Consider the following 15,687-nt stretch of genomic DNA (forward strand, 5'->3'; position numbering starts at 1 on the left):
GCGTGTCGTGACTCCGTTCCTACGTTTGCGGTATGACCATCGGATTCTCATTCCGGACCGCCGTTTCTCGCTCCTCGGTCACGCGCGCCGCCCTCTCCTGCTCCGCCGTCTGCGTGGCCGGGGTTCTGGCCGCCGCGGCGAGCCCGGCCGCCGCACTCGCCGGTGCGGGCCCCGGAGCACCTCGGCCCGCCGCGTCACAGTCCTCGACGCTCTACCGGACAGGGACGCAGGTACGTCCCCGGACCGGGGCACCCGACGTCCCCGAGGACATCTCCGCGCTGTCGTGGGTGGTGGCCGACGCCCGCACCGGCGACGTGCTCGCCGCGCACAACGCCCACCGCAGGCTCCCGCCCGCCAGCACCCTCAAGACCCTGTTCGCCCTCACCGTCCTCCCGTCGCTGCCCGGCACCCTCCAGCACACCGTCAAGGAGGAGGAGCTGGAAGGAATCGGCGCGGGCAGCAGCCTGGTCGGCGTGGCCGAGAACCACACCTACAGCGTGGCGGACCTGTGGCGCGGGGTGTTCCTCAACTCCGGCAACGACGCCGTGCACGTGCTCGCCGCGATGAACGGCGGCTGGGCGGCCACCACCGCCCGGATGCAGGCCAAGGCCCGCTCGCTCGGCGCCCGCGACACCCACGTCGTCTCGCCCGACGGGTACGACACACCCGGGCAGGTCTCGTCGGCGTACGACCTCGCCGTCTTCGGACGGGCCGGGCTGCGCAACGCCGACTTCGCGCGGTACTGCGCCACCGCCGAGTCGATGTTCCCCGGCGACGGCGGCTCCTCGTACGGCATCCAGAACACCAACCGGCTGCTGACCGGCGCGAACGGGGTGGCGCCCTACCCGGGTCTGATCGGCGTCAAGAACGGCTACACCACCAACGCCGGCAACACCCTGGTCGCCGCCGCGCGCCGCGACGGGCGCACCCTCGTCGTCACGCTGATGAACCCTCAGGCGGGCGGCGGGTTCACCGTGTACGAGGAGGCGCGCTCGCTGCTCGACTGGGGATTCGAGGCGGCCGGCCGTGTCGAGCCCGTGGGGACACTGCTCGACACACGTGCCGTACCCGCCGCCGGCCCGTCCGCCCCGGCCAATCCGGCCAGTCCGGCCACTTCGGCCGGCGCCACCGCACGGCCCGGCGCCGCCGCCCGGCCCGGTGCCACCGCACGGCGCGAGGCCACCGCACGGCCCGCGGCCGCCGCGCTCCCGGACGACGAGGGGTTCGACTGGTCCGCCGCGGCCGGGATCGGGGGCGCCGCCGGTCTGGGTGCCGCGAGCGTCTCTCTCGCCCTGCGGATCAAGGCGGCCCGGCCCCCGCGCGGCTGACCGGCGGGCAGCCACGACAGCAGCCCGAGCGTGACCCACGTATAGGTGTTGCTGCCGAGGAACCCGTCGAGGCCCGACGCGTCGTCGAACCACAGCCACACCACGCTGCTGCACAGCACCGCGTACAGAGCCGCCGCGACCCGCGGTCGGTGCCTGTGCAGCAGCACGGCGAAGGACGGCAGCAGCCACACCAAGTGGTGCACCCAGGTGATCGGGCTGACGAGACAGGCGGCGAGACCGGTGAGGGCGAACGCCGCGGTCCAGTCCTCGTCGGCCAGAGCCCGCGAGACCCGCCGGGCCCACACGCACAGCACCAGCAGGGAAGCCGCCGCCCACAGGGCCCGGCTCGGGTCCTCGGGGGCCGTGAGCCGGGCCAGGACGCCCTGCAACGACTGGTTGGAGACGTAGGCCAGACGTCCGACGCGGGCCGTGTCCCACAGCGCGTCGGTCCAGTAGAAGCGCGACGCCCCCGGTGCCGCCCAGGCCGCCAGCCCTGTGGCCAGGGCGGCGACGGCCGTCGCGACACCGGCGGCACGCCGACGGCGGCCGAGCAGGAGCAGCACGATGAAGAGCGCCGGCGTGAGTTTGACCGCCGCGGCGAGGCCGATCCCGACGCCCGCCCAGCGGCCGCGCCCGCTCGACAGCAGCCAGGCGTCGCTCAGCACGAGCGCGAGCAGCACCAGGTTGACCTGACCGAAGCTGACGGTGTCGCGGACCGGTTCGAACAGGGCCAGCAGGCAGGCCGTCAGGGCGAAGCCGAACCAGCCGTAGCGGCGCAGTGCGGGTCCGACCAGGATCGCCACCACGGAGGCCAGCGCGGCGAGGTTGAGCAGCAGGGCGACGGCGATCGCCGTGGGCAGCCCGACCAGGGCCATCGGCAGCATGCCGAGGGCCGCGAACGGCGGATAGGTGAACCCGTACGTCGTCCCCGGCACCCGGTAGTCGTAGATCCGGCCGCCGTGGTGGACCCAGGTGTCGACCGTCCCGTAGTACACACGCAGGTCGAACCAGTCGCGCAGCAGCGGCACGGTGGCCGTGAACACGCCGACGACGACGGCCAGTCCGAGGACGAGGGCGAGGCGCCGGCGATCGGTGCTCAGCATCGCCGCCGTGCCGCCGGGCCCTCTCGGCCCGCCCGGCAACTCGCCGCTCGGACCCCGTACGCCGCGCGGACCCCGTACGCCGCTCGGCATCTTCACTCCCGTCGTCCCCTCGACCCGCTCGGACCCGTCCCGGACCTCCGGTCCTCTGTCATGCCGTCCGCTCCCGTACCGGTGCGTTGGGCTGTGCCGCCTGGTGGGCCTGCCAGAGCACGACGAGGGCGAGCACTCCCCCGGAGACGGCGAGGAGCACCTGTCCGACGTCCGCCGGTGCCCCGCTCGGCAGCACCGCGAGCGCGAGCACCGCGCTGACGGCGGCGACGCGGCCCCGCAGCGAACCGGTGGGGGCCGCCGCCGCTATGAAGAACAGGCCCCACAGCGCGTACCAGGGCCGGATGGCGGGCCCGAACACCGCCACCGTGGCCAGACTCAGGCCGAGCGCGTAGACCGGGTGCGGTCGCAGCCGGAGCCATATGAACAGCAGCAGGCACGCGGTCGCCGCGAGTCCGGCCGCGTGCCAGGCGGGCATGGCGAGCGGCGCGAGGCCGCTGCCGAGCTTGTGGAGCACGGCGCCTGTGGCGCGGCCGAGCACGCTGGTGGGTGACCAGTTGTGCGGCGAGACCGGCGTCTTCAGGGCGGCTATCCAGCCGTACCCCGTACCGGCCACCGCCGTCGCGGCGACCGTCGTGGCGGCGGCGACCACCAGGGTCGTCACCGTGGCCCGCGCCGTCCCCCGGCGCCTTCGCCCGCGCAGCGCGACGACCGCCAGCAGGCCGAGCGCGGCGGGCGCCTTGACCAGCGCCGCGAGGGTGATCAGGACGACGCCGAGAACGTGCCATCGGCCGCGCGCGGCCACCAGGCCGACACCGAGCAGACCGAGCATGATGGCGTCGTTGTGCGCGCCGGCCACCAGGTGCAGCAGGACAAGGGGGTTGAGCGCGCCGAGCCACAGCGCGGCGGCCGGATCGGCGCCGCTGTGCCGGGCCAGGCGGGGCAGGGCCGCCGCCATCAGGGCGACGCCGAGCAGGGCCACCAGGCGCATGCCGAGCAGTCCGGCCGGTATCTCCCCGCGGGTCAGCGCCGACAGGGCGGAGGCGACGGCGAGGAAGACCGGGCCGTACGGCGTCGTCGTCTGCTGCCAGACGGGCGCCACCTCGTCGGCGAGCGGGCCGCCGAGCCGCGCGGGTCCGTACGCGTACACGTCGATGTGGGCGTCGACCATGGCGCCCTGCGCGAGGTAGCTGTAGACGTCCCGGCTGAACAGCGGCGGCGCGAGCAGCAGCGGCGCCGCCCAGACGGCCAGAACGAGCAACAGGGAACGCGGGACCGGCGGTTCGGGCCCGCGTACGACGGTGCCCAGCAGCGCCCAGGCGGCGATCAGCAGAACGACGCCGAAGTACACCCCCACCAGGCCGAGTACGGCGCGCCCCGACTCGGGGGCGAGGAATTCGCGCGCGGGCAGGGCTCCCGCGGTCTCGCCGCCCAGCGCGAGAAAGGCGGTTCCGGCCAGGCCCAGAGCCTGGCAGCGGCGGAGATCGACGGGGAAAGCCATGGCCAACACTCCGCAAGCGTGTCGCCGCCGGGTGGCCGGAAGGCGACGCGGCGCTCTCCTCGCGGGGTCGGGCGTATGACCTCCGTGCGGTGGCGCGAAAGCCGGGCGGATCGGCCCGGGCCCACGGGTGACGTGGGGTCTGCGGGTGGCGCGGCAGGGGCTAGAACACCGATACCCCGGTCAGGGTCGTGAAGCGGTCCAGGGCCGCCACGCCGGCCACCGAGTTGCCCCGCTCGTCGAGACCCGGGCTCCAGACGCACAGAGTGCAGCGGCCCGGCACCACGGCGATGATGCCGCCGCCCACCCCGCTCTTGCCCGGAAGCCCGACCCGGTAGGCGAAGTCGCCCGCGGCGTCGTACGTCCCGCACGTCAGCATGATGGCGTTGACCTGTTTGGCCTGGCTCTGGGTGAGCAGCCGGCCGCCGTCGGCGCGGATGCCGTGCCGGGCCAGGAACCCGGTGGCGAGGGCGAGGTCGGCGCAGGACGCCTCGATCGAGCACTGCCGGAAGTACTGTTCGAGCAGGACCGGCACCGGGTTGTCGATGTTGCCGTAGGACGCCATGAAGTGGCCGAGCGCCGCGTTGCGGTCGCCGTTCGCGGCCTCGGAGGCGGCGATGTCCCTGTCGAAGGTGAGCTGCGGGTTGCCGCTCTCGGCCCGCAGGAACTCCAGCAGGGTGCCGGCCGCGTCCCCGGTCCGGGTCTGCAGCCGGTCGGTGACGACGAGGGCTCCCGCGTTGATGAACGGGTTGCGCGGGATGCCGTTCTCGTATTCCAGCTGGACCAGGGAGTTGAACGGGTTGCCGGATGGTTCGCGCCCGACGTGCTCCCACAGTGCGTCGCCCTCGCGGGCCAGGTCGAGGGCGAGCGTGAAGACCTTGGTGATGGACTGCGTGGAGAACGGCTGCCGCCAGTCCCCCACTCCGTACACCGTGCCGTCGAGCTCCGCGACGGCCATGCCGAAGCGGCGCGGGTCGCAGGCGGCCAGCGCCGGGATGTAGTCGGCGGGCCGCCCCCGTCCCGGCGTCTGCGCGATCTCGGTGGCGATGCGCTCCAGGACCGGCTGGAAGGTCAGGGAAGAGGGATACGACGAAGGCGCGGGCATGATCACCATTGTGCCGCCCGCCCGGTCCCGCCGCTCATCGCCCGGGCGGTCCCGGGCGTGCTCGCGACGACCTCGGGCCGCGCAGGTCCGGCAAGCCGCTCGGACCGCAACAGGGCTCTCTTCAGCGCGACTTCGGCCTGCCCGCAGGGGGTCGCGTGGACTTCCGCAGGGCGTCAGGCGTACGCCGGCCGGGCGAGCGGATCGAGGGCGCGGACGGGACGGACGCTGCCGACCACCGCACCGCCGCCGAGGAGGGGTGCGCCAGCGAACTCGGCGAGGGCGGCCGGGTCGACCCCGGCCCGCGCCAGGGCCGCGGCGGCCACCGGGACACGTGCCCGGTCGGCGCCGTCGGCGATCTTCACGGCGACGGCGCGGCCGTCGGGCAGCGCCGCGACCTGCACGCCCTCGAAGCCGTCCTTGGCGAGCAGCCCGGGCACGGCCCTCATCAGCGCGGCGACGTCACGCCCGGACCCGGAGGCCATCTCGGCGTGATCGCGCATCGCGTCGGCCACCCGGGCCTCCGGGGTGCCCGGCGCGGCGCCCGCGATCCGGACGGCGGCGCGGGCGAGGCCGTGCAGCGAGACGGAGAACAGGGGCGCGCCGCAGCCGTCGACGGTGACCTGGGCGACGGCCTGTCCGGTGAGGTCCTCGACGGCCTGGGCGATCGTCCGCTGGAGCGGGTGGGCCGGGTCGAGGTAGTCGTCGAGCGACCAGCCGTTGAGGCGGGCGGTGTACAGCATGGCCGCGTGCTTGCCCGAACAGTTCTGGGCGAGCCGGGAGGGCAGTCGGCCCTCACGTATCCAGGCCTCCCGGACGACCGGGTCGAACGGCAGGTCGGCGATGTTGCGCAGCCGCTCCTCGGGCAGCCCGGCGGATTCCAGGATGCGGCGGGTGCCGGCGAGATGCCGTTCCTCGCCGGAGTGGCTGGCCGCGGCGAGCGCGAGCAGTTCGCCGTCCAGCGGGAGGCCGGCGCGCAGCATCGCCACGGCCTGCACGGGCTTGAGTGCCGAGCGCGGGTAGAAGGCGGCCTCGATGTCGCCGATCTGGAGGTCCACGCTCCCGTCGGCGGCGAGCACGACGACGGAACCGTAGTGGATGCCCTCGATCACGCCGCCGCGCACGAGGTGGGCGACGGGCGCGTGCAGGGGTTCGCGGATCACGGGGGCCTCGACGGCGAGCGGACCGCCGTGCGTCATGGTCGGGTTCACGCGTCGGCCCCGACCCGTATCCGGGCGTGCGGGCGGCAGGTGCCGTACCGGCCCGCGGCCGGCGCGGCGGCGATGGGCGCACGGCGCGGCCCGGCCGAACGGCGAGAGCCGACGGGCGCGGACGCCCGGAACGCCACCCGGATGTCCTGCGCGGACGTCCGGGAGGTCATCAGGTGACCCGCTGCCGACGTACGGGACGCCGCTGGGATGTCGTGTCGCGGGGAGTGCGCGCTCATGCCTCGGGGCCGCCTTTCGTGAGGGTGTCCGCGCGCTCGGGGCGCACGATGGAGGTCAGTGCGGTGTCCACACGGTCGAGGTGGTGGGCCATGGCCTCGGTGGCGTCGTGTTCGCTGCCGTCGACCAGCGCCTCGACGATCGCCCGGTGTTCCCGGTTCGACTGCTCTCGACGGCCGCCGAGGTCGTTCAGGAAGGCCGACTGACGGGCCAGCGCGTCACGGATCTCCTCGATGACACGGCGGAAGACCGGGTTCTGGGAGGCCTCGGCGATGGCGATGTGGAAGATCGTGTCCATGGCGACCCAGGCCGTGGTGTCGGTCTCCCGCTCCATCCGGTCGAGCAGATGCGCGAGGTGGTCGAGGTTCTCCGCGGTGCGGCGCAGGGCCGCGTAGCCCGCGACGGGGATCTCGACGTGGCGCCGCACTTCGAGCAGGTCGCCGGCCGCGTAGTCGCCGAAGGTGGGGTCCTGGACCGCGTCGGCGACCACGAAGGTGCCTTTGCCGGTACGGGACACGGTCAGGCCCATCACCTGGAGGGCCCGCAGTGCCTCGCGCAGCACGGGGCGGCTGACCTCGAGACGGCGGCAGAGCTCCGCCTCGGAGGGGAGTTTGTCGCCGACGGGGTGGTCGCCGCGCTCGATGGCGTCGCGGAGGTGGGTGAGCACCGCTTCCATGGCACTGACACGCCGCGGCATCGCCCCACCTGTCTGGCTGTCTGACAGGTTCACGGACGCGATACTCCGGGTGGCCTGCCGGGATGTCAAGCGGACCGGCGGGAAGCACACAGGGGGCGCGAAGCCCGGAATTCGGCTTCGCGCCCCCTGGGAGCGGCTGGTTCGTGTCCTCGGGGCGGGCTCGCACCCGGCACCCGGGCGGGATCAGCTGTCGAGAACTCCCGCGCCGAGCAGCCCGAAGAGCGCCAGGCCGATCACGATCCGGTAGATCACGAAGGCGTTGAAGGAGTGCTTGGCGACGAACTTCAGCAGCCAGGAGATCGAGCCGTAGGCGACCACGAACGACACGAGGGTGCCGGCGAGCAGCGGGGCGGCGCCGACACCGGTGCCGAGGGCGTCCTTGAGCTCGTACAGGCCCGCGCCGGTCAGGGCGGGGATGCCGAGGAAGAAGGAGAGCCGGGTGGCGGCGACGCGGTCCAGGTCGAGGATGAGCCCGGTCGACATGGTGGCGCCGGAGCGCGAGAAGCCCGGGAAGAGCAGGGCGAGGATCTGGGAGCTGCCGACCAGCATCGCGTCCTTGAACGAGGTGTCGTCCTCACCGCGCTTGTGGCGGCCCATCTGGTCGGCCGCCCACATCACACCGCTGCCCGCGATCAGCGAGCCCGCGACCACCCACAGGGAGGCCAGTGGACCCTCGATGAGCGGCTTGGCCGCGAGGCCCACGACCACGATCGGGATCGTGGCGTAGATGACCCACCAGGCGAACTTGTAGTCGTGGCTGTGCCGCTCCTCCTTGTCGCGCAGCCCGCGGCCCCAGGCGGAGACGATCCGCACGATGTCCTTGAAGAAGTACACGAGCACGGCGGCGATCGCGCCGACCTGGATGACCGCGGAGAAGCCGACGACCGCGTTGTCGTCGACGGGGATTCCCATCAGCCCTTCGGTGATCTTGAGGTGGCCGGTCGAGGAGACGGGGAGGAATTCGGTCACCCCCTCGACGGCTCCGAGGACGACGGCCTGACCGACGTTGATGACGCTCATGGGATCCAGTTCTGAGGAGTTGGTCGACAGTGCTGTAGACGGTGCAGGAGACAGTGTCGCCTATGCGCGACGGCGCCCGGCACCTACGTCCACAAAGCTTGCGCGAACGAGACCCCGGCGAACGCCGCGCCGAGGCCCGCCGTCACACTCACGATCACGTTGGCGGCAGCGTAGAACCCCGCACCGGTCTCGGTCAGCCGCAGGGTCTCGTACGAGAACGTCGAGTACGTGGTCAGCGCCCCGCACAGACCGGTCCCGATCAGCAGTTGCAGGTGTTCGGAGACCTGACCGGCCGAGGCGGCGCCGGTCAGCAGGCCCAGGATCAGGCACCCTGTCACGTTGACGACGAGGGTGCCCCAGGGGAAGACCGTATCGTGCCTCAGCTGCACCGCCCGGTCGGTCAGATAGCGCAGGGGCGCGCCGACCGCGGCACCGAGGATCACCAGCAGCCAATTCACGACGACTTCTCACCTTTCCCAGGCGTTCCGCCACCGCCGGCGCCGGATGTGTCCCCAGATGTGCCGTCCCGCCCGACGTAGCGGATGACCTCGCAGTCGTCGAGGATCACCAGCCCCTCGGTGACGAGTTCGTCGATCTGCGGCAGGAAGGCCCGTACGCGTTCCTCGGTGTCCACCACGATCACCGCCACCGGAAGGTCCTCGCTGAGCGAGAGCAGCCGCGAGGTGTGGATGAGGGAGGACGCGCCGAACCCCTCGATGCCCCGGAAGACGCTGGCGCCCGCGAGGCCCGCGGCGTGGGCGCGGTGCACGATCTCCGCGTAGAGCGGCTTGCGGTGCCAGGTGTCGTTCTCGCCGATGAAGATCGTCACCCGCAGGGCGCTGCCCGTCAGCCTCGTCATCGCCGCCTCCGTGTCAGGGCCCGGCGGGCCGCCGTCGTCCCGAGCCACACCGCCGCGAGCGACGCGCACAGGGTCGCGGCGAGGTAGCCGAGCCCGGTGCCCGGGTGGCCCGTGCCGACCAGTGTCCGGATGTCGACGGCATACGTCGAGAAGGTGGTGAAGCCGCCGAGGACCCCGGTGCCGAAGAAGGGCCGTACGAGGCGGTGCGCCGCCCACGCGTCGGTGATCAGCACCATGAAGACGCCGATCACGGCACAGCCCACCACATTGATCGCGCACGTGGTCCAGGGGAAGGCGCCGGTCTGCGTGGGCCACAGCCGGCCCGCTCCGTAGCGGGCCGTGGCGCCGATGGCTCCGCCGAGGGAGACCATCGCGACGACCGGGCCCTGGCCCCGCCAGGGGGACGCCCTGCGCGCGGGCGCGCGCAGGGGGGTGCCGGATTCGTCGACGCGCTCGGGATGCGGGACTGTCATGTACCTGGGCTCCTACTCGCCGGGCCGGTGCGGGCGCACGGCATCGCAAGCAGGGACCGTTGGCGGCATCCGTGCCGCGGTTCGGGTACGGCGGGCCCCACCGCCGCGCCACGACGCAAGATCGCGGCCGGTCAACAGGGTAACGCCGGAGGTGCGGGCCGCGCATACGCGGACCGTGCCGTGACAGGCCCCGCGCGGCGGCTCAGCCCGGAGCGCCGGGCAGATCACAGACGGCGAGGCCGCGCTCCCAGAGACTCCCGAGGATCAGCAGGCCGTCGGCCTCGCAGACGCTGGTGACCATGCGGAATCGCGCACGGCGGCCTTGCAGATGGTGCAGGACACGGCCTGCGTCGTCGACCGCGAGAGCGCCCATGGTGCCCGGTGGGCGGAAGGGGGCGCGTACGGCGATGCGGGCCGCGGTGCGCCGGACGGCGGGGCCGCGCCGGTGCAGGAGTTCCAGGGCGCCGACGCGGGGTCCCGCCAGCGCCACCCAGATCGGACCGCCCGGAGCGCGCCAGAGGTTGTCCGGCTGGCCGGGGAGGTCGTCGAGGAAGGTCTCGGCACGGCCCGCCGACGGCCCGGTGAGCCAGTAGCGGGTGAGGCGTGACATACCGGTCTCCGCGAGGACGAGGAAGGACTCGTCGGCCGAGGGGGCGAGACCGTTGGCGAACTGGAGCCCCTCCAGCAGCACTTCGGGTTCCGTCTCCCCCGGTACGAGCCGCACCAGGCGACCCGTACCGGTGTGCTCGACGAGATCGCCGATCCACTGCCCGAGGGGGTAACTGCGGCTGGAGACAGTGAAGTACACCGTGCCGTCCGAGAGGGCGACGACGTTGCTGCAGAAACGCAGGGGCGCACCGGCGACCCGGTCGGCGAGGACGCGGACGACTCCGTCGTCGAGCCCGATCCGCAGCAGTCCGCGTTCGGCGTCGCATACCAACAGGGCATTGTCCGGGAGGAGTTCGAGGCCGAGCGGTCTGCCGCCCGTCTCGGCGACGACCCGGACGCCGGTGCGGGCGGGATCGCCGAGCCCGTCGACGCGGACGATGCGGCCGTCCTCCAGACCGGTCAGCACCCCGCCCCGGGAGTCGGCCACCACGTCCTCTGGGCCGCGGCCGCCGAGCTCCACCAGGCGCCGGGGCAGGAGCGCGGTGGGAGCCCCCGTCTTGGTGGACTGGTGTCCCACGCGCCTACCAGCCCTTCTCGAAGTAGTGGCTGACTTCGGCGATGCGGAACTCGTCGCGGCGGTAGTAGGTCCGCCGCCCGACCTTCTTGGCGCGCAGCAGTCCGACTCCGGTGAGGAGGTCGAGGTGGGTGCGCGCCACGGCCCGGCTCACACCGAGCTTGACGGCGAGGGCCTCGGGGCTGACGCCGTCCTCGAGGAGATCGCCGCGGCGCTGCGGCGGAAAGTGGACCGCGGGGTCGCGCAACCACTCCAGGATGTCCAGCCGTTGCCCATTGACGGGCCCCTTGAGCATCTCTCGTCCCCCTCCGTCGTGACGGTCTCCCGCTACTGTCCCGCAGCCCGGGGCAGCTCGCACGGCCTTCCACGACCCTGGCCGGAGCCGAACGGCTCCGAAAAGGCACGGGGCCCGGCCGCACCGGCGGCCGGGCCCCGTCACGCTCAGCGGTGACTGAACAGCGACATGGCCGGAAGGGCCTTGTCGTCGAAGCCGAACAGGGCCTGGTTCTCCCATCCGTTGCCGGAGTCGGAGTCGGCCGGGTCCCAGCCGTTGCCGGTGACGGCCGTCCAGGTGGCCTCCCAGTAGAAGACACCGAGACCGCGGCCGTTCGGCACGGCCTCGACGACGTTCATGACGTCCCGCAGCCAGTTGGACTGCCCGGCGGTCGTGGCCGCGTAGCCGGAGACCAGTTCACCGGTCGTGTCGATCTGGTTGACGAGGGCGTCGTCACTGTCCAGACGGAAGGGGTAGGCCGTCTCGGCGAGGAAGACCGGCTTGCCGTAGCGGGCGGCCGCGTCGTCCAGGGTCGTCTGGAAGTCGTAGAGCGAGCCGTGCCAGTAACCGTAGTACGACAGGCCGATGGCGTCGAACTTCACGCCGTTGGACACCGCGCTGTCGAACCACCAGCGGGTTCCGGCGAGGTCGCCGCCCTTGGCGAGGTGCAGCGCCACGACGGTGGAGGAACTGACCGCCTTGGCCGCGTCGTAGCCGGAGTTGAGGAGACCGGCGAGCTGCGCGAAGTTGTCGGTGGAGCCCTCGGACCAGAGCATGCCGCCGTTGATCTCGTTGCCGATCTGCACCATGTCGGCCGTGGTGCCCTGCGCCTTCAGGGCGTTGAGGACGTCGTACGTGTGGTTGTAGACGTCCGTCTTCAGCTGGCTGTACGCATGTCCGGACCAGGCGGCCGGCTTGGTCTGGGTACCGGGGTCGGCCCAGGTGTCCGAGTAATGGAAGTCGACCAGGAGCTTCATGCCCTGCGCCTTGATGCGCTTGGCCATCGCGAGGACGCGGGCCTTGTTGTTGTAGCCGTCGGCCGGGTTCACCCAGACCTTGAGGCGCGCGTAGTTCATCCCGGAGGACTTGAGGATGGCGAGCGCGTCACCGGTGGTGCCGGAGCTGGTCCTGTAGACCCCGCCGTAGGCCTCGCTCTTGGCGAGCGAGGAGATGTCGGAGCCCTTGACGGTCAGTCCGGTGGTGCCGGAGGTGAACGTCAGGTCGTCGACGTTGATCCAGTTTCCGGCGTTGGCGTCGGAGTAGACGCTGATCGTGCACTGGTTGCCTGTCACGGCGACGGGCACGACCAGGTGGATCCACCCGCTCGCGGAGACCGGCAGATCGGTGCGCTGCTCGGTGCCGCCGCAGTTCTTCAGCGCGAGGTAGGCGGAGTTCTGCCCGCCGCCCGAACGCACCCACGCGGTGAGCTTGTAGTTCCCGTTGGTCAGCCCGGAGAGGTACTGGTAAGTCTCCACCTTGTACGCCGAGGCGGAGTAGTGGCTGAGGCGGTAACTCCCGCCGTGGCCACCGGCTTCGACGTACGAGGCGCCGGTGCTCCCGGACTCCGACCAGCCGCTGGGCACGGCGGCGCCGGTCCCGTCGGCCTCGAATCCGGCGTTGGTCAGGGTGCTCGCCGCCTGCGCGGTCTGCGCGGGGAGGGCGGTGAGGGCGAGCCCGGCCGCGAGCGGCAGCAGCAGAGCCCTGAGTGTGCGTCTGGGATGGAACATCATCGTCCGTCGTCCCTTCGACGTGGTGGGGAGGAGGTGCCCCCGATGGGTCCGGGGGCGAACCCCTCCGCCCGCGGCTTCATGGCTCACACGGGCGGAGGGGAGTCGGGGCGCCGTCGAGCACCTTGACCCGGACGGCGGGTGGAGCGACCGGCGGGTGCGGAACCCGTCCGGGCGGGGCGATCACCGGGTGGTGACCCGGTGGGATCGGGAGCGGTCACCGGGTTGCGCGACCCGGACGGCTCGGTTCGATGCGGAGCGGCCGACGGATCGCGACCCCGACGGCTGGGGCGGTTGCCGGGATGACGACCCCGACGGGGTGGGGAGCGGCGGCCGGATCGCGAGCCCGACGACTCGGGGTGGTCGCCGGATCGCGAGCCCGACAGCTCGGGGTGGTCGCCGGGCCGCGAGCCCGACGGCTGTCGGCGGTCGCCGGGTGCGACACCAACGGCCGAGGGTCCGTCGCCGGGGCCGCGACCCGGGCGATGGTCGGTTCCTCGCGCCGGGCCGGAAGACCCTGCGTTGTCGGTAACGTCGCCGGGAGATGGCCCGGACGGCCTCGGTGCCGCCACCGGATCGGCGGACCCGGCGGCGTGTTCCGGTTCGGACGGATCGGGACCCGGCGGCATCTGGCGTGGTCACCCGGGTCCCCGCCCCGGCCGAACACCGGAGCCGGCCGGATCGCGGGCACGTCCCATGAACCGGAGGCCGGTCGGCTGTCCGGGCCGCGCGCGTCGGACGGCCCGCGCGGCCGGTGACCCGGGTCAGTCGTCGAGGCGTACGACCCGCACCGCGCCCGCCGGGACCGCGAGGCGGCCCGCGGCGCGTTCGCCCGTCAGGAGCTCGGTTCCGTGCGCGTCCAGCGGCACCTTGGCGTCCGACGCGGTGTGGTTGACGGCGAAGACGTAGGTGCCCGACTCACCGGTGCGGCGCACCACTTCGACATCGCGGGGCAGATCGGCGCGCGGCGCGACGCGGGCGTCGTCGGCCGCCCAGCCGATCAGGGCGTCCAGGCCCTCGGCACCGAGGCGCGTCGACACGTACCAGGCCGAACCGGCGCCGAGGCGATGCCGGGTGACCGCCGGATGACCGGCGGTCAGCCCGTCGGCGTACGTCCAGACGGTCTCGGCGCCGCGCGGCACCACGAACTCGGTCCATACGTCACCGGTGAGTTCGGAGCCGTCGGGCCCGGTGATCCGGACCAGCTCGCCCTGGAGCAGCGGGGAGAACTCCTCGACGGTCAGGCCGAGTACGTCCCGCAGGGCGCCGGGGTGGGGGCCCTCGTGCACGGCGTCGTGCTCGTCGACGATGCCGGAGAAGTACGAGACGACAAGGGTGCCGCCGTTGTCGACGTACTCCCTCAGGTTGTTCCCCGCCGCCTCGGTCATCAGGTAGAGGGCGGGTACGACGACAAGGGGATAGGCCGACAAGTCGGCTTCCGGATGGGCGAAGTCGACCGTGAGGTGGCGGTCGTAGAGGGCGGCGTAGAAGGCGTCGGCGCGCTCGCGTGCGTCGTGGTCCTCGCTGGGGCGCCACTGGAGGCTCTGGGCCCACCAGGACTGCCAGTCCCACAGGACGGCCACGTCGGCGACCGTGCGGGTGCCCATGATGGAGGCCAACGAGTCGATGGACGAGCCGAGTTCGACGACCTCGCGCCACACGCGTGAGTCGGTGCCGGCGTGCGGCAGCATCGAGGAGTGGAACTTCTCGGCTCCGCGCCGGGACTGCCGCCACTGGAAGAACATGGCACCCTCGGAGCCGCGCGCCACGTGGGAGAGGGAGTTGCGGGCCATCTGTCCGGGCGCCTTCGCGGGGTTGCGGGGCTGCCAGTTGACGCCCGACGTGGAGTGTTCGAGGAGCAGCCAGGGAGCGCCGCCCGCGACCGATCGGGTGAGGTCGGCGGCCATCGCGAGGTTCACGTGGGTGCGGCGGCCGTCGGTCATCAGGTAGTGGTCGTTGGTGACGAGGTCGACCTCCCGGCCCCACGCCCAGTAGTCGATGGAGTCGCACTGGCTGAGGGCCGTCATGAAGTTGGTGGTGACCGGGATGCCCGGGGCGAGGCGGTGCAGGATGTCCCGCTCGGCCACGAAGTTCTCGCGCATGGTCGCGTCGGCGAACCTCTTGTAGTCGAGCGCCTGGGCCGGATTGCCGACGGTGGGGGTCACGCGCGGCGGGTCGATCTGGTCGAAGTCGGCGTAGCGCTGGCCCCAGAAGGCCGTCCCCCAGGCCTCGTTGAGCGCGTCGACGGTGCCGTAGGTGCCGGCCAGCCATCGGCGGAAGTGCGCGGCGCAGGACGCGCAGTAGCAGGCCGAGACGGGGACGCCGTACTCGTTGTGGACGTGCCAGAGGGCGAGCGCGGGGTGATCGGCGTAGCGGGTCGCGAGCCGGGTGGTGATGGAGGCGGCGGCCGCGCGGTAGTCGGTGTTGCTGTGACAGATGGCGCCGCGTGAGCCGAAGGAGTAGCGGGTGCCGTCCGGGGCCACGGGAAGCGCTTCGGGGTGCTCGCGGTAGAACCAGGCGGGCGGCGCGACGGTGGGGGTGCCCAGGTCCGCGCGTATGCCGTTCTCGTGCAGGAGGTCGAGCAGGCGGTCGAGCCAGCCGAACTCGTAGGTGCCCGGAACCGGTTCGAGCAGCGCCCAGGAGAAGATCCCGACGCTCACCATCGTGACGCCCGCCTCGCGCATCAGCCGGACGTCCTCGGGCCAGACGCTTTCCGGCCACTGCTCGGGGTTGTAGTCCCCACCGAAGGCGAGCCCGGTGAGGCCCTTGGGGTTGGTCTCCGGCATGGATCTCTCCCGTGTAATCGATCATTTGGGAACGTGCACACACAGCGCCAGCGGCGTGAGTCCAACATAACCGCACAGCAACAACCATTGACAAGTGTCCGGGATGTTTCTCTACTGTGAACGCTCACAGAAGCACCGCGAGTG

14 protein-coding genes and 1 pseudogene are annotated in these 15,687 nt (G+C 72.4%); 1 reads left to right on the forward strand and 14 read right to left on the reverse strand.

Annotation, left to right across the window (positions count from 1 at the left end):
- Positions 1–32: 32 nt before the first annotated feature.
- Positions 33–938: pseudogene (locus tag OG788_RS07015) on the forward strand (D-alanyl-D-alanine carboxypeptidase family protein); the annotation flags it as partial.
- Between the two features lie 14 nt (positions 939–952).
- Here OG788_RS07015 and OG788_RS07020 read toward each other — a convergent pair.
- The 14 genes from OG788_RS07020 to OG788_RS07085 form a co-directional block, all read right to left on the reverse strand.
- Entirely contained in the window at positions 953–2,431 is a 1,479-nt protein-coding gene (locus tag OG788_RS07020; protein ID WP_406376691.1) for a glycosyltransferase 87 family protein, read from the reverse strand.
- A 148-nt stretch (positions 2,432–2,579) separates the two neighbouring features.
- The gene (gene mptB / locus OG788_RS07025; RefSeq protein ID WP_406369574.1) at positions 2,580–3,980 is read right to left on the reverse strand and encodes a polyprenol phosphomannose-dependent alpha 1,6 mannosyltransferase MptB; all 1,401 of its coding nucleotides are present in this window, start codon (positions 3,978–3,980) and stop codon (positions 2,580–2,582) included.
- Positions 3,981–4,140: 160 nt separating this feature from the next.
- Positions 4,141–5,091: a glutaminase gene (locus OG788_RS07030; protein ID WP_406369575.1), complete on the reverse strand. Its 951-nt coding sequence runs from the start codon at positions 5,089–5,091 to the stop codon at positions 4,141–4,143.
- A 164-nt stretch (positions 5,092–5,255) separates the two neighbouring features.
- Complete coding sequence (locus OG788_RS07035) at positions 5,256–6,278, reverse strand: asparaginase (RefSeq protein ID WP_406376692.1); 1,023 nt, start codon at positions 6,276–6,278, stop codon at positions 5,256–5,258.
- An 8-nt stretch (positions 6,279–6,286) separates the two neighbouring features.
- Positions 6,287–6,460 carry a hypothetical protein gene (locus OG788_RS07040; protein ID WP_406369576.1) on the reverse strand — a complete coding sequence of 58 codons (174 nt, stop codon included), beginning with the start codon at positions 6,458–6,460 and terminating at the stop codon, positions 6,287–6,289.
- 62 nt (positions 6,461–6,522) lie between these two features.
- A complete protein-coding gene (locus OG788_RS07045) occupies positions 6,523–7,254 on the reverse strand; it encodes a FadR/GntR family transcriptional regulator (RefSeq protein WP_406369577.1) in 732 nt (243 codons plus the stop codon).
- A 150-nt stretch (positions 7,255–7,404) separates the two neighbouring features.
- Entirely contained in the window at positions 7,405–8,241 is an 837-nt protein-coding gene (locus tag OG788_RS07050; protein ID WP_356750048.1) for an undecaprenyl-diphosphate phosphatase, read from the reverse strand.
- 83 nt (positions 8,242–8,324) lie between these two features.
- On the reverse strand, positions 8,325–8,699 hold the full coding sequence (crcB, locus tag OG788_RS07055) for a fluoride efflux transporter CrcB (protein ID WP_351546061.1): 375 nt from the start codon (positions 8,697–8,699) through the stop codon (positions 8,325–8,327).
- A complete protein-coding gene (locus OG788_RS07060) occupies positions 8,696–9,100 on the reverse strand; it encodes a DUF190 domain-containing protein (protein WP_351546064.1) in 405 nt (134 codons plus the stop codon). The genes crcB (OG788_RS07055) and OG788_RS07060 overlap by 4 nt, the downstream gene beginning before the upstream one ends.
- Positions 9,097–9,573, reverse strand: a complete 477-nt coding sequence (gene crcB, locus OG788_RS07065; protein ID WP_406369578.1) for a fluoride efflux transporter CrcB — start codon at positions 9,571–9,573, stop codon at positions 9,097–9,099. The genes OG788_RS07060 and crcB (OG788_RS07065) overlap by 4 nt, the downstream gene beginning before the upstream one ends.
- A 202-nt stretch (positions 9,574–9,775) precedes the next feature.
- The gene (locus OG788_RS07070) at positions 9,776–10,759 is read right to left on the reverse strand and encodes an SMP-30/gluconolactonase/LRE family protein (protein ID WP_406369579.1); all 984 of its coding nucleotides are present in this window, start codon (positions 10,757–10,759) and stop codon (positions 9,776–9,778) included.
- A gap of 4 nt (positions 10,760–10,763) precedes the next feature.
- Positions 10,764–11,051 (reverse strand): helix-turn-helix domain-containing protein, encoded by a 288-nt coding sequence (locus tag OG788_RS07075; protein WP_356750053.1) that lies wholly within the window; start codon positions 11,049–11,051, stop codon positions 10,764–10,766.
- Positions 11,052–11,197: 146 nt separating this feature from the next.
- Positions 11,198–12,757, reverse strand: coding sequence for an arabinogalactan endo-beta-1,4-galactanase (locus OG788_RS07080; RefSeq protein ID WP_406376693.1), 1,560 nt, complete (start codon positions 12,755–12,757; stop codon positions 11,198–11,200).
- 764 nt (positions 12,758–13,521) lie between these two features.
- A complete protein-coding gene (locus OG788_RS07085; protein WP_406369580.1) occupies positions 13,522–15,543 on the reverse strand; it encodes a beta-galactosidase in 2,022 nt (673 codons plus the stop codon).
- Positions 15,544–15,687 lie beyond the last annotated feature (144 nt).

The sequence above is a fragment of the Streptomyces sp. NBC_00647 genome (assembly GCF_045207245.1).
Classification (GTDB): Bacteria; Actinomycetota; Actinomycetes; order Streptomycetales; family Streptomycetaceae; genus Streptomyces.